Source organism: bacterium (genome assembly GCA_021372615.1).
In the GTDB taxonomy this organism is placed as follows: Bacteria; Armatimonadota; Zipacnadia; order Zipacnadales; family UBA11051; genus JAJFUB01.
Genome location: JAJFUB010000146.1, coordinates 18486 through 32638, shown reverse-complemented (window position 1 = coordinate 32638; position 14153 = coordinate 18486). Strand labels below are relative to the sequence as shown.

Annotated in this window: 13 protein-coding genes; 5 read left to right on the top strand and 8 right to left on the bottom strand. The window is 67.4% G+C overall.

Annotation, left to right across the window (positions count from 1 at the left end):
• Positions 1–36 precede the first annotated feature (36 nt).
• Positions 37–4266: an acyl-CoA dehydratase activase gene (locus LLH23_21130; protein MCE5240973.1), complete on the top strand. Its 4230-nt coding sequence runs from the start codon at positions 37–39 to the stop codon at positions 4264–4266.
• Positions 4267–4348: 82 nt separating this feature from the next.
• Here the strand turns inward: LLH23_21130 and LLH23_21125 are convergent, their stop codons facing one another.
• Positions 4349–5428, bottom strand: a complete 1080-nt coding sequence (locus LLH23_21125; GenBank protein MCE5240972.1) for a Gfo/Idh/MocA family oxidoreductase — start codon at positions 5426–5428, stop codon at positions 4349–4351.
• Between the two features lie 131 nt (positions 5429–5559).
• Here LLH23_21125 and LLH23_21120 point away from each other — a divergent pair, with 131 nt between their 5' ends.
• The 4 genes from LLH23_21120 (at position 5560) to LLH23_21105 (ending at position 9096) form a co-directional block, all read left to right on the top strand.
• On the top strand, positions 5560–6951 hold the full coding sequence (locus tag LLH23_21120) for a hypothetical protein (protein MCE5240971.1): 1392 nt from the start codon (positions 5560–5562) through the stop codon (positions 6949–6951).
• Between the two features lie 163 nt (positions 6952–7114).
• Positions 7115–7540, top strand: coding sequence for a hypothetical protein (locus LLH23_21115; protein ID MCE5240970.1), 426 nt, complete (start codon positions 7115–7117; stop codon positions 7538–7540).
• A gap of 14 nt (positions 7541–7554) precedes the next feature.
• Positions 7555–8667: a uroporphyrinogen decarboxylase family protein gene (locus LLH23_21110; protein MCE5240969.1), complete on the top strand. Its 1113-nt coding sequence runs from the start codon at positions 7555–7557 to the stop codon at positions 8665–8667.
• 105 nt (positions 8668–8772) lie between these two features.
• On the top strand, positions 8773–9096 hold the full coding sequence (locus LLH23_21105) for an L-rhamnose mutarotase (GenBank protein ID MCE5240968.1): 324 nt from the start codon (positions 8773–8775) through the stop codon (positions 9094–9096).
• Between the two features lie 78 nt (positions 9097–9174).
• On the opposite strand, the gene LLH23_21100 is transcribed toward LLH23_21105, so the two are convergent.
• The 7 genes from LLH23_21100 to LLH23_21070 all read right to left on the bottom strand — a co-directional run bounded on the left by LLH23_21100 (position 9175) and on the right by LLH23_21070 (position 13979).
• Entirely contained in the window at positions 9175–9831 is a 657-nt protein-coding gene (locus LLH23_21100; GenBank protein ID MCE5240967.1) for a prepilin-type N-terminal cleavage/methylation domain-containing protein, read from the bottom strand.
• 195 nt (positions 9832–10026) lie between these two features.
• The gene (locus LLH23_21095; protein ID MCE5240966.1) at positions 10027–10848 is read right to left on the bottom strand and encodes a hypothetical protein; all 822 of its coding nucleotides are present in this window, start codon (positions 10846–10848) and stop codon (positions 10027–10029) included.
• 67 nt (positions 10849–10915) lie between these two features.
• Positions 10916–11143, bottom strand: coding sequence for a type II toxin-antitoxin system HicA family toxin (locus tag LLH23_21090; GenBank protein ID MCE5240965.1), 228 nt, complete (start codon positions 11141–11143; stop codon positions 10916–10918).
• Positions 11136–11402, bottom strand: coding sequence for a type II toxin-antitoxin system HicB family antitoxin (locus tag LLH23_21085; GenBank protein MCE5240964.1), 267 nt, complete (start codon positions 11400–11402; stop codon positions 11136–11138). Before LLH23_21085 ends, LLH23_21090 begins: the two co-directional genes overlap by 8 nt.
• On the bottom strand, positions 11402–12235 hold the full coding sequence (locus LLH23_21080; protein ID MCE5240963.1) for a carbon-nitrogen hydrolase family protein: 834 nt from the start codon (positions 12233–12235) through the stop codon (positions 11402–11404). The genes LLH23_21085 and LLH23_21080 overlap by 1 nt, the downstream gene beginning before the upstream one ends.
• Positions 12236–12287: 52 nt before the next feature.
• Positions 12288–12917, bottom strand: coding sequence for a hypothetical protein (locus LLH23_21075; protein ID MCE5240962.1), 630 nt, complete (start codon positions 12915–12917; stop codon positions 12288–12290).
• A 27-nt stretch (positions 12918–12944) separates the two neighbouring features.
• Complete coding sequence (locus LLH23_21070) at positions 12945–13979, bottom strand: uroporphyrinogen decarboxylase family protein (GenBank protein ID MCE5240961.1); 1035 nt, start codon at positions 13977–13979, stop codon at positions 12945–12947.
• Positions 13980–14153 lie beyond the last annotated feature (174 nt).

The following is a 14153-nucleotide window of genomic DNA, read 5'->3' as shown; positions in this document are numbered from 1 at the left end:
TCTGTCGCCATGCTGTCTGTCTTGGGGTGTGCTGTAATGTCCGACGTGTTTGTAGGTGTTGACGTAGGCTCGGTGAGCGTGGACGTGGCTGTGGTGGAGCCGAGCGGCCGCGTGCTGCGGGCCCAGTATCTGAGGCACAAGGGCCACCCCATGCAGCAGGCTGCCGAGGCCCTACAGGCCATCGTTGACGAGTTCGGGCCCGGCCGCGTCGCCGGCGTCGCCGCCACCGGCAACGGCGGGCGGGTCGTCGCTTCTCTTCTCGGGATCCCCTTTGTGAACGAGGTCGTCGCCCAGGCGGCGGCCACCGCTCGGCTCTATCCGCAGGTCCGCACGGTCATCGAGATCGGCGGCGAGGACTCCAAGCTGGTCATCATGAAGGACGTCGCGGACGACGACGCAGGCGCAGACGCGCCGGGGGGCGTTGCCGACTTCGCCATGAACACCATGTGCGCTGCCGGCACCGGCTCCTTCCTGGACCAGCAGGCCACCCGCCTGGGGCTCACGATCGAGGATTTCGGCGCCCTGGCCGTCACCAGTGAGAACCCCCCGCGCGTCGCCGGCCGCTGCAGCGTCTTCGCCAAGAGCGACATGATCCATCTGCAGCAGAAGGCCACCCCGGTCAGGGACATTGTGGCCGGGCTGTGCTACGCGCTGGTCCGCAACTTCAAGAGCACCGTGGGCTCGGCAACGAGGATTCAGCCGCCCGTCTCCTTTCAGGGCGGTGTCGCGGCCAATGCTGGCATCGTGAAGGCACTGCGCGAGGTCCTGGAGCTGTCGGAGACCGAGCTCGTCATCCCCGAGCACTTCGGGTGCATGGGCGCCATCGGGGCGGTGTACGCCGCCTTCCCGGCCAGCTCTGAGCCAGCTTGCGCGACGGTGAACTGGTCGCGTCTGTCCGATCTGGCGCAGTACAGCCACCTCGGCCAGAAGCTCCCCCTCAAGCCTCTGAAGCTGGACCAGTCGGTCATCATGCCCGCCGAAGTGACACCCCCGCCGCCCGGCCAGAAGACGCCCGCATACCTGGGTGTGGATGTCGGCTCCATCTCGACCAATGTGGTCGTCATGGACGCCGAGGGCCGTGTGCTGTCCAAGCGCTACCTGATGACCGCCGGCCGGCCCATCGAGGCCGTCCGCCAGGGCCTGGCCGAAGTGGGGGAGGAGGTGGCCGATCTCGTCGAGATCCAGGGCGCCTGCACCACGGGCTCGGGCCGCTACCTGATCGCCGACTTCATCGGCGCCGATGTGGTCAAGAACGAGATCACGGCCCAGGCGCGGGGGGCGCTGGCGATTGACCCGCAGGTGGACACGATCTTCGAGATCGGCGGGCAGGACTCCAAGTACATCTCCCTGAGCAACGGCGCGGTCGTGGACTTCGAGATGAACAAGGTCTGCGCAGCCGGCACGGGCTCGTTCCTGGAGGAGCAGGCGGAGAAGCTCGGGATCAGCATCAAGGAGGAGTTCGCCCGCCTCGCCTTCCAGTCCCAGACGCCGATCGATCTGGGCGAGCGCTGCACGGTGTTCATGGAATCCGAGCTGATGAAACACCAGCAGAGCGGCAGCCCGGTGCCCGACCTCGTCGCGGGGCTGGCCTACTCCATCGCGACCAACTACTTGAACCGCGTCGTGGCCCGCAAGCCCGTCGGGGAGCGCATCTTCTTCCAGGGCGGGACCGCCTTCAACCAGGCCGTCGTTGCTGCCTTTGAGGCGGTAACCGGCAAGCCAATCACCGTGCCGGCGCACAATGAAGTCACCGGCGCGCTGGGCTGCGCGCTCATCGCGCGCGAGCACGACACCGGCGCGGGCAGCAAGTTCAAGGGCTTCGACCTCAGCCGCCGGAACTACACCGTCGAGAGCTTCGAGTGTCAGGACTGCTCGAACCATTGCGAGATCAACAAGGTGATGGTCGAGGGCGAGGAGCCGCTATACTACGGCAGCCGCTGCGAGAAGTATGACGTGGACCGGCGCCGAAAGGCCAAGCCGACGACCCCTGACCTGTTCCGCGAGCGGGCGCAGATGCTGCTGGGGCAGCCGGCGAACTCAGGCTCAGCCACCGGCGGCCCCCGCGTGGGCGTCCCTCGGGCCCTGCTCTTCCACGAACTCTACCCCTTCTGGCAGGCATTGCTGACCGAGTTGGGCTGCGAGATCGTCCTCTCCGACCCCACGAACAAGAAGATCATCCACGAGGGCGCCGAGCAGTCGGTCGCCGAGACCTGTTTCCCGATGAAGGTCGCTCTGGGCCATGTCCTCAATCTCGTGGAGCGGCATGAGATTGACTACATCTGGCTGCCCAGCGTGGTCAACCTGGAGCGCAAACAGGCCCAGACCACTGACAGCTTCGTCTGTCCGTACGTGCAGAGCCTGTGCTACTCGTGCAAGTCGTCGGTGGACTTCGCCGCGGCCGGCGTGAAGGTGCTGCAGCCCGTCATCTACCTGCAGAAGGGCCTGCGGCACCGGATCGAGGCTCTGCAGGGCGTGGCGCGGGAGCTGGGGCGCAACACCGCCGACCTGAAGCGGGCGCTGGAAGCCGCCGCGGCGGCCCAGGAGGCGTTCGAGCAGGCCAAGCGGCGGCGCGGGGAGGAGATGCTGGCGGGCTTGCAGCCCGACCAGCGCGCCCTGGTGGTCGTGAGCCGCGCCTACAACGGCTGCGATCCGGGGGCGAACCTGGAAATCCCCCGCAAGCTCCGTGAGATGGGCGAGCTGGTCATCCCCATGGATTTCCTGCCGCTCGACGATGTGGAGCTGCCCGGCGACTGGTTCAACATGTACTGGCGCTATGGCCACAAGATCCTGGCCGCCGCCGAGATGATCGCGCGCGATGACCGCCTCCACGCGGTGTACATCACCAACTTCGGCTGCGGGCCCGACAGCTTCCTCTCCCGCTTCTTCGCCGAACGCCTGGGGGGCAAGCCCTTCCTGCAGATCGAGGTAGATGAGCACTCGGCGGACGCGGGGATGATCACCCGTTGCGAGGCCTATCTGGACAGTCTGGACTCGACCAGGGGCCGCACTTACCGCGGCGGGCGCACCTTCCGCCCCCTCACCATTGACGGGGCCAACCGCCGCACGGTCCTGATCCCGAACATGAGCGCCCACGCGCACGGCCTGGCGGCGGCCTTCGAGTCCTGTGGCATGCCGGCCGACGTGCTCCCCGAGCCGGACGAGGAGACCCTCTACTGGGGCCGCAAGTACACGACCGGGAAAGAGTGCTTCCCGTGCATCGTCACGACCGGCGACATGGTCAAGTACATGATGCACCACCCGGACGAGCGCGACCAGGTCGCCTTCTTCATGGGCGGGTCGGGCGGGCCGTGCCGCTTCGGGCAGTACAACGCCCTGCAGCGCATGGTGCTCGATGACCTGGGCTACGAAGATGTGCCCATGTTCGCGCCCAACCAGGCCAGCCACTTCTACGACGAGATGGGCATTGTGGGCCACAAGTTCCTGCGCAATGGCTGGCGGGGGCTCGTGGCCGTGGACATGGTGGACAAGGCTGTGCTGGAGCTGCGCCCGTACGAAGCCGAGTCGGGGGCCTGTGACGCGGCGGCCGAAGTGAGTGTGCGCGAGATCCGGCAGGCCATCGCGCGCGAGGAGGACCTGCCTGCCGTCATGCGGCGCATCGCCCGCCGCTTTGGGGACATCGCCGTGGACCGGGCCCAGCGCAAGCCCATCATCGGGATCGTCGGCGAGTTCTACGTGCGCGCCAACGCCTTCAGCAACCAGAACCTGATCCGGCAACTCGAGAGCCTGGGCGCCGAGGTCTGGACCGCGCCGGTCTTCGAGTGGTTCCTGTACCGCAACTTCCGGCGCGACATGCGCGCCCGGCTGGATGGCGACTGGAAGCTCGTGCTCAAGAACAAGATCACCGATGGCGTCATGCGCCGCGACGAGGCCGCCCTGGCGCGCGCGATGCATGGCCTGCTCGACAACGCCGAAGAGCCTGCCACCGACGACGTGCTGGAGATGGCCGCCCCCTATGTGGACAAGTCCTTCGAGGGCGAGGCCATCATGACCGTCGGCAAGGCGGTAGACTTCGCCCGCAAGGGCCTTTCGGGCCTGGTGGCCGTCATGCCCTTCACGTGCATGCCCGGAACGGTGTCCAACGCGATCCTCAAGCGCGTGCGCGAGGATGAAGACGGCATCCCGTTCCTGAACATGGTGTATGACGGCCTGGAGCAGTCCACGGCGCTGACGCGCCTGGAGGCGTTCGTGCACCAGGCGGCGGAGTATGCGCGGCGCGTCCGGAACGGGCTGGCGGAGACGGGCTAGACTGCGGGCAGTGCCAACGCGAACCGGATCCGGGCCCGGCAGTGGTGCCGGGCCCGGTTGCTTGCAGGGCGGTCCGATGTGTCTATATCTGCTCGAACCAGTTCCGCACGGGGCCCACGTCCCGCGTCGCCACCCCCCTGGCCATCATGCTCTCTACTGCCGTCAGCGCCGCCTCCGTGGCCTTCAGGCCGTCCATGCCGGACGCCAGCCAGGGCTGCAGGGCCCCCTGCTGCACGCTGTGGACGAAGTCGCGGTAGATCAGCTCCCGCACATCCCCCTTGCCGCCGTGCCCGAGCGGCTCCTGTAGGGTCTCGTCGCGGCCGTACACCCTCAGCGTCTGCGTGTCCAGGTCCCATGCCAGGCTCCCGGCGTCGCCCAGCACCTCGTACCGCACGTACTCCTTGTAGTCCCTGGCCTCGAAGGCATAGTCGAAGCCCTTCTCGATCAGCACGAAGATGCCGTTGGCCATCACGCACAGGGCGACGCCGTGGTCGGGGTAGGTCAGGCCGCGCAGGTTGTAGCCCATCGCCTCGATGCGGGCAAAGTCGCTGCCCGTGAGAAACCGCGCGAAGTCGAAGCTGTGGACGCCGCAGTCGAACATCGCGTTCTTGCCGTCTTCGCAGATGTTCAGCAGGCGCTGATAGGCGGCCTGCTCGCCCATGCGATCCCGCAACAGGCGGTTGTCGGGCGCCGCCATGAGCCCGATGAGGCGCACCATGCGGATGTTGCCGACCACGCCCGACTGCGCTACCTCGCGCACGCGGCGGGTGACGCTATCGGTGCGGTTGTTGAAGCTGATGCACAAGAGCTTGCCCGCTGCCTCCATGGCCGCCACCATCTCGCGGGCATGGCCGAGGTCGGTGGCGATGGGCTTTTCGCAGACGACGTGCTTGCCGGCCGCAGCGCAGGCCATCACCAGGGGGTAGTGTGCCCGGTCGCCGGCCGCGATGGCGATGACCTCGATGTCCGGGTCCTCGATCAGCTCCGCCGGGTCCGTGACGCCGCGGGCGATGCCGTACTGCTCCTGCATCTCCCGCACATACTGCTCCTGCAAGTCGGCGATGCCGACGACCTCGATCTCCGGCATCCTCGCCAGGACCGCCAGATGGCTCCGTCCCGCCGCCCCCAGGCCGATCAACCCGAACCGCATGGTGAAGCTCACGACCTTTCTGCCGCCAACAGGCGGCGGGACGCCCCTTCGCTGGGGGCCCCGGTGCGACCTCCGGCGGCTCGCAAGGGAAGACGGCGCGCGATGGCGAACACTGCGCCAGCCCTCCTCCGGAGATGATTGACATGCCAGACAAGCCGCGCCTCGGCCTCCTGGGCCTCATGCTGGAGCTGTATGACCGCGCCGTGCCTGATCTGAAGCCACGCGAGGAGCCCTTCGCCGCCAAGGTGGCCGGCAAGCTCGGCAGCTTCGCTGACGTGACGTACGGGGGCATTGCCGTCACGCGTGAGGAAGTCGAGCAGCGCCTGGCTGACTTCCGCGCTGCCGACGTGGACCTCATCGTCATCGTTCACCTCTCGTACTCGCCCAGCCTCATCTCTCTGCCGGGGCTGCTGCGGGCCGACGTGCCGCTCGTGCTCTTCAACACCCAGCAGTTGCCCGCTATCACCGAGGGCTTCGCCCCCGACGACATGCTGCTCAACCATGGGATGCACGGCCAGCAGGACCTGGCGAACACGCTCGTGCGCATGGGCAAGCCCTTCGGGGTGGTGACGGGTTTGTGGGAGGATGCGGCAGCTCTGGCCGAACTGGAGGACTGGGCCATCGCCGCCGCGACCGCGCGACGCCTGCGCGGGGCGGACATCGGGCGTATCGGCAGCCCCTTCCAGGACATGGGCGACTTCGGCCTCGATGAGACGCGCTTCCTGGCCGAGGTCGGGCCGCACGTGCAACAGGTGTCGCTGGGGCTGCTGGCCGAGTTGCAGGACAACGCCGACGAAGCGGCCGTGCAGGCGACCGTGGCCGACTACCGCGCCCAATACGACCTCGCGGCCGACCTGGCCGAAGCCGAGCTGACGGCGTCGGCGCGCGCCGAGGTGGCCGTGCGGGAAGCGGTGCGGCGCCTGGGCCTGGACGGCATCTCCATCCACTACGAGGCCCTCGGGCACGATCCGCGCTTCAAGGCCCTGCCCTTCGCCGCCGCGGCGCGCCTGATGGCCGAGGGCCTCGGTTTCGGCGGTGAGGGCGATGTCACGTCCTCCGCCGCGGTGCTGATGATGCACCACCTCACCGGGCTGGCGACCTTCAGCGAGATGTTCACGATGGACTTCGGCGGCGGCACGGTCTTCATGTCGCACTTCGCCGAGGGCAACCCGCGCATGGCCAAGCAGGGCCAGCAGATTCAGATGGTCCGCCGCGACGGGTGGGTAGGCAGCGGCGGCGTCTCGGCCTCGTTGGCCTTCACGATGGAACCCGGGCCGATGACGTTGGTCAATCTGACTGTAGGCGCGGGCGGGGCGTGCCACCTGATCGCCACGCTCGGCGAGGCACGGGACTTCCTTGTCCCCGGCCAGGCCACACCGCACTTCCGCTTCGCGCCGGCGGCGGGCCTCAAGCCGTTCCTGAGCCGCTACCTGGAGCTGGGCGGCTCGCACCACGTGGCGCTCTCACCGGGTGACCAGATGAGCCGAGTCGGCAAGTGCGCGCAGGTGATGGGGTTGAGGGCGGATGTCATCTGACACCGATCCGGCGCGAGCAGGCCGAGCTGGGTCTGGTTCACACCTGCCCTGGCCATTCGCCTGCGGCGGATGCCTGCTTCTGGCACTCGCGACTCTGGCACTGGTCGGTCCGCTGCTGGCGCCATCCCGCGAGAAGAACCGGCAGACAAGCTGTCTCTCCAACATGAAGAGCCTCGCCTTCTGCACGTTGCAGTACGCTACGGACTCGGACGAGCGGTTGCCACCAAGGCCGGCGGTCGCGTTCCACCCGGACCTCGCGGCGGGGCTTGTGAGCACCGGTCCGCCGGACCTCGCGAAGTGCTTTCCGCCTGACGACTGGCACCGCCAGATACGCTATCGGAATGGCCAGGTCTTCGTCTGCCCCTCAACCGGCAGCATCTACAGCTATGACTTCAACCTGCAAGTCTATGGGGTCGTGGCCGAGAAGCTGGAAGACCCGGACAAGACCGTCATGGAGTTCGAGAACGGCTTCCTCACGGGATCGCCAAGAGGACCGCACCAGGGGGGCTACAACACCACGTACTGCGACGGGCGTGGGGCATGGGTGCCCCATGCCTTTGCGCCAGGAGACGACATACGCCTGCACTGACGGGGAGCAAGTACATGAACCAGGCCGCCGCCAAGACCCAGCGCCTTCGCGATGCCCTTGCACACCGGCAGCCTGACCGCATCCCCGCCGGGGAGGCCTTCTGGACCGGCTTCCTGAAGCGCTGCCGGGCCCAGTGGGGCGAGGACTTCGACCCCTACCGCGCCTTCGACCTGGACTACGTGACCATCATGCCCAACCTCGACCCGCGTGTCCAGGAGTTCGAAGTGCTCTGCGAGGTGGGTGAGGACATCGTGGTGCGCACGGGCTTCGGGGCCACTATCCGCCGCTCCGGCGACAAGCCCATGCCGCACTTCGAGAGCTTCTCGGTCAGCCGCCCTGAAGAGATGGCCGACTTCGCCTTCGACGCCCCGGATGATCCCCGTCGCTTCTTCAGCGGCGGCGATGACCAGCTCAACTGCGTCGGGGACGCGCTGTCACGGAACATCCCCTCGTGGGACGACCGCGTGAAGCCCTACGAGGGCGACTTTGCGCTCTTCGGCGGCGTATGCGAGCCGTATGAGTACCTGTGGCGGATCATCGGCAGCGAGAACGCGCTGCTGTGGATGGGCCTGTACCCAGAGCAGCTCGGGGCCTTCGTGGACCGCATCGGCGCGTGGATGGTCGGGGCCCTGCGGGCGCAGATCGCAGCCGGGGCGGGGCGCCTGGCAGGGATGTACATCTATGGCGACGTGGCCTACGTGAGGGGAATGCTCTTCTCACCCGCACTGTGGCGCGACATGTTCAAGCCCCACGTGAAGGCGCTCATCGAGGTGTGCCGCGAGCACAACCTGATGACCGTCTATCACGGCTGCGGGTGCGCCACGGCGATCTTCGAGGACCTCATCGAGCTGGGCCTGGACGCCTACAATCCGTTGGAGGCAAAGGCCGGGCTGGACGTTGTCGAGCTGAAGCGCGACTTCGGCGAGCGCCTGGCGTGGGTCGGGAACATTGACGTGCGCGTGCTGGAACGCGGCGACCCGGACGAGATACGGCGTGAGGTGACATACAAGGCCCAGGCCGGCCGGGGCGGCGGGTGGGTCTTCCAGTCCGACCATTCGGTAAGCAGCTCCGTCGCGCCCGAGAGCTACCAGTTGGCGATTGAGACGTTGAGGAAGGTCGGGGCCTGAGAGGTGCTGTAGGGCGGGGGCTTGTACCCCGCCCAACCGTTCGCTCTGTGCCGCGCGGGGCGGGGTACAAGCCCCCGCCCTACAATGCCCCCGCAGGGAGGCGCCATGACCCGCCACGGTTCCGTCATCCGCGTGAGGCCTGAGAAGCTGGAGGAGTACAGGCGGCTACACGCCGCCGTGTGGCCGGGGGTACTGCGGATGATCGGCGAGTGCAACATCCGCAACTACACCATCTACTACCACGACGGGCTGCTGTTCAGCACATTCGAGTACGTCGGCGACGACTACGAGGCCGACATGGCGAGGATGGCCGCCGACCCCGAGACACAGCGGTGGTGGGCGGCATGCAGGCCGTGCCAGGAGCCGCTGCCGACCCGGGCGGAGGGCGAGTGGTGGGCGGAGATGGAGGCAGTGTTCCACACCGACTGAGGCGACGTCCGAAGGCCAGTATGGCAGGGGCCTCCCAATATGGGAGGCCCCTGTGTTCGTGGCGAGGGCAAACGACGCCTAGCTGTTGTCGTGCAGCCACAGACGCCGAGCATCGGCGCCGCTGAGGACCGTCGTCTTGGACAGCCACTTGGCGTGCCCGTCGTAGAAGCCGACGTTCAAGCCGTTGTTGTGCCGGTCGGCCACCTGTGAGGTGTAGGCGGCCGCCGTGGAATAGCAGACGGCGCAGTAGACGTAGGGCATGGTGGTGATGGCGTTGGTCTTCTCGAACAGCACGCCCGAGTTGGCCGGCTGCTTGATGTCGCCGATGGTCATCGGGGTGTCGTAGATGATACGGTAGGGGTAGTGGATCTGGTCAAAGCCCCAGCCGTGGGGGATGGTCCGGCCGGGCAGGGAGCCATCGGCGAAGTAGTACGACACGACGCTCGGAGCGGACGGGCAGGCCCAGATCTGCTCGTTCTTGATGTATGGGCTGAGCTTCTGCATGCCGTAGCGAACAGGGTCGGGCGACTCGAAGGAGGCGAACGGCAAGGTCTCGTCATAGTCCTGCAGATACTGCATCAGCGCGGTGCCCAACTGACGGCAGTTGCTCAGACACGATGCCTGCCGGGCTTTCTCCCGGGCTTTGGCGAAGACGGGGAACAGGATGGCGGCCAGGATCGCGATGATCGCGATGACGACCAGCAACTCGATGAGCGTAAAACCACGGCGCTTCATAGGCGACGTCCTCCAGACGTAGGCAAGCTGCGCCACGCGCCGGCAGCACGCCGGCGACGAAGCGTCAGCAGGGGGCAGACTACTCTGTAGATGTGTTCTGGGTGTTACGCGGTGACACGCGGCAGCGCCTCCGGGCAGGCGCTGCGCTACCAACTCCGAACTCCTAACTCCGAACCACCAACTCCGAACTGCCGACTACTTGACCCTCAGCCCTGCCTTGCTGCGCGTCTCCTGCAAGGCGATCTGCTCGTCCGCGTGTTCGAGGACGTTGCGGACGATCTTGATGTCCTCCTGGAGTTCCTCTACGGACAGCACGCCGATGGCGACGGTGTCATTGGGCTTGCAGTTGCCGTAGACGAAGGGGAGGCCTGTCGGGGGCATGATGCGGCCGGCGCCCAGGGGCTTGATGCAGACCACCGGCTTGTGCGCATTGCGGATGACGCTGGCGACCCAGTCGGTCTCGACGCTGCACAGGAAGCCGATGGAGTTGAAGGGCTGCACGTACGTGTCGGCATCGTAGCCCGCGGCGTCGCTGGTGACGATGGTCTCGGGCCGGTGGGTGGACCAGCCGGTGCCCATGCCCAGCTCGCGGGTCATGGCGATGATCTCCTCGGCGCCGTCTATCTCCCTGCGGGCGACGTTCAGATGGTTGTCGGTGTAGCTGACGTGGGGGAAGCAGAACTGGGCCTTCATGTCGGCGCAGCGCTGGATGCCGGCCTTCAGCTCCTCCAGGTTCGCCCCGCCGGGCGTGGCCATCCAGACGTACTCGACGCCGGTGAGCTGCTTGACGCGCGCGATGGCCTCCGCCATCTCGGGCACGTCGGCGCTGATGGTGCCGTTGACGCCCTCTTCGGCGGCCGCGCACATCACCTCGACGATGCGGTCAAGAGTGAAGTACTTGCGCAGCCAGGTGCTGCGCGCGGCGGAGAAGTGGGAGTGCCCGAAGAACGAGTTCGTGCCGCACAGCAGGCGCGACACGGAGTAGGCGCCGATCTGGGTCATGGGAAGCGTGCGCATGGGTGGCTGGCCTCGCAGTGTGATGGGAGCGCGGCTCGCGAGAGCCGCAAGCCGTCGGGTCGGCCGGTCAACTGAGCAGACGCCTGAACTGCTCTGCGGTCAGACCGGCACCCTTGATGATCTGGTGCAGTATTCCTGGCTGCAGGTCCTTCTTGTGGCACGGCACCACGACGGTGAGACTCTTGCCCGGGTGGTGCATGATGGCATGGCTGCCTCGCCAGCGATCGAGCGCGAAGCCGGCCTTGCCGAGCCCCCGCACCACGTCGTCCCCACTCACGGCTGGCAGCTTAGGCAACCGGGACAGGCTCCCCTACGTCCAGCAGGTATACCATCGCTTCCGGGGACAGACGCGTATCAACGCGGACACTGGCGGTGTTCCGGGGAACCGGCAAGCCCCGCGCCCGTAGGCACTCCGTGTAGCCGCTGATGGCCTCTTCTGCCATCTGAATAGCCTCGGGCAGCGTCTCGCCGCATGTGTGACAGCCCTTCAGCGCCGGGACCATCACCGAGTACGACCCATCCGGTTCGCGGTAGATGACGACGGTGTACTGCATCACGGCTCGTCTCCTTCAAGCCCCGGACACGGCACCTGCTGGAAGTCACGCACATAGGGCGCCGCCGTCGCGGCCCACTCCGCTGCCCGGGCGAAGTCCACGTCCGCTACAGCCACTCCCGCGCCCTCGGCGACCTCCGCCAGGACCTCCCCCCAGGGAGCGATGATACTCGAATGTCCCACGCACTGCAAGGCGCCGCTGGCGTCATACGGCCCCCAGTGGTTCGCTGAGGCCACGTACAGCCCGTTCTCCAGAGCGCGCACCCGGCACTGCGCCCGGTAGGCCTCAGTAGCGGGATAACGCCAGCGGCGACAGGCCTCGGTGTCCACCCAGGCGGTCGGGTGGAGCAGTAACTGCGCCCCCGCCAGCCGGAGCCTGCGGATGTACTCGGGGAAGACGTAGTCATAGCAGACCGCCACGCCGGCGGTCGCGAAGCCCATGTCCATGACGCAAGCCTGCGTGCCGGGCGTGAAGGCCTCGGCCTCGCCCAGGTACAGGTAGCACTTGCGGTAGACGGCGCGGAGCGTCCCGTCCGGGCCGATGATGACGGCGGCGTTGTGGAGCCGGTCGCCCCTGCGCTCTGCCATGCCGGAGACGACCCAGAGCCCGCCCTGCTGCGCGGCCCCGGCCAAGGCCTCGGTGAAGGGGCCGGGGACGGTCTCGGCTAGCTCAGGCAGGCGGTCGCCGGGTAGGCCGGTGTTGAGGCACTCGGGCAGGCAGACCAGTTCCGCCCCGGCCCCGGCGGCCCGGTGGATCAGGGCGAGGGCCTGGTCGAGGTTGGCCGGCGGGTCGCCGGGGGTGAGGGCAGTCTGCGCAACGGCGAGTCTGGGCATGGTTGGTTCCTTGTGGCGAGTTGCAGGTGACAGGCGACAGGGGCGGCGCGGCCTAGCTCAGTCCCACCTGCTCGCGCAGGCGCTGGTAGCCTGGGCCCTCCGCTGACAGCAGCCCCAACACCACGCTCCAATCGGACACCTCGCCGCGAACGTAGTCGCACGCGAAGATGCTGCTGCCGCGATGCAGGATGAGGGAGCAGTAGAGCTGCACCGCCCCCAGCAGCACGAGCAGTGTGCAGAGTGGTATCCCCTCCGGCGTGACTGATGGGTCCAGCTTCAGAATCACGATTACCAGCATGGCCAGACCGAGCAGGCCGAGCAAGCTCCCAAGCAGCAGCACCACCCACGCCACCGGCCGCAGCGCGGGCCAGCACAGCAGACCCACACCCAGCCAGAACAACGGCATGAAGATCGCGCCGCTCCTGTTGGCGTGCTGGGGATGCGGCGGCGGCAGCGGCGCGGCATAGGGCCGGGCAACGCTCGGAGCAGCGACGGGTGCCGGCGCGGTAGGCGTCGTGTTGGCCGGGGGCTGGCTGTCCAGGGCGCGTCCTATCGGGACCGCCAACAGAAGCCCCACCACCATCATCGCCCACCCCACGTTCCGTACCCGCCGCCGCGCCGCCCGCGTCTCTTCCACCAGCTTCCCCAGCTTCTCCTCATCCCACGTCAGCGTCACTTCCATCGCCAGACCCCCTTCAGCTCGACACTCTCAACTATAGGCCCCGAACTTCTTCGTCGTCTCCACCAGCGCCAGGTAGTTCTCCGGCTTCACCGCCGAGATGATGCTGTTGCCGCTCGACATGATGTGCCCGCCGCCGACACTCGCGGTGTTGAGCAAGTGCTTCGTCGCGGCGATGACCTCGTGCGTCGTGCCGCGGCAGAGGAGGTCCACGTCAATGTTGCCGACGACCGCGATCTTGCCGCCGAAGTGCGCCTTGACTGCCGCCAGGTCCATGCTCGGGAGCGGCTCCAGGGGGCCGAAAGCGTGCAGGCCCGTCCCGGCCATCATGTCCATGATCTTCCAGATGTCGCCGTCCGTGTGCTTGATGCAGTAGGCCCCTGCCCGGCGAATCTCCTGCACGACCGTCCTGAAGCCGGGGAGGATGATCTCCTCGAAGTGGCGCGGGGACATGAAGGGGCCCATCTTCCAGGCGTAGTCGTCGCCCAGTAGGATGATGTCCACACCCTCGGCGATGACCCGCCGGTACAGCTCCACGTAGTACTCGACGCCCACCTTCGCCAGGCGCTTGACGAACGCCGGGCGCGTGGCGTAGTCCACCATCAGGTTCTCCATGCCGCCGCGGAGGTACTGCTGGACCGCGAAGACCTCCTCACCGACAAAGCAGATGGCCTTCTTGTCCTTGAAGCGCGCGACACACTTGCGGGTCATCTCCAGGAAGTACCCGTCATTGCCGTCGGGGCCGGCGTAGCTGTCCAGGTCGGCCTCGGTCTCGATGCGGGCGGGCTCCCAGGGGATGGGCATGACTTCGGTGGTCAGGCGCTGCAGCGCGCCCCACTTGTCGCGGAAGATGCGCTGGCCGCGGTCCACCCACTCGACCGGCCGCCGGTCGAGCATGATGCCGATGGGCACGACGTCGAGGTCGAGGTGCTCGATGAGGTCGAAGAGGTCGCCGCCGGGCAGGATCTGCTGGACGATGGCCGGGTCAATCGTCAGCTCCATGAGAGGCACACGGTCGGCCTGCCTGCCCTCCAGGGTGGTGAAGACGCGTTCGGGCGAGTTCATGTGCAGGGCTCCGCGGGGTGGTGGAGGCCTTTTCGCCGACGATGGGCGCCGTCCCTGCCAGGGTCGCCGTTGGAGCGCGGCTCTCCAGAGCCGCACTGGGTCACCGCAACGGCTGCGGCTCTGGAGAGCCGCGCTCCAACGGCACTCCCTCCCCGACGCCGCAGCCATTGGTCG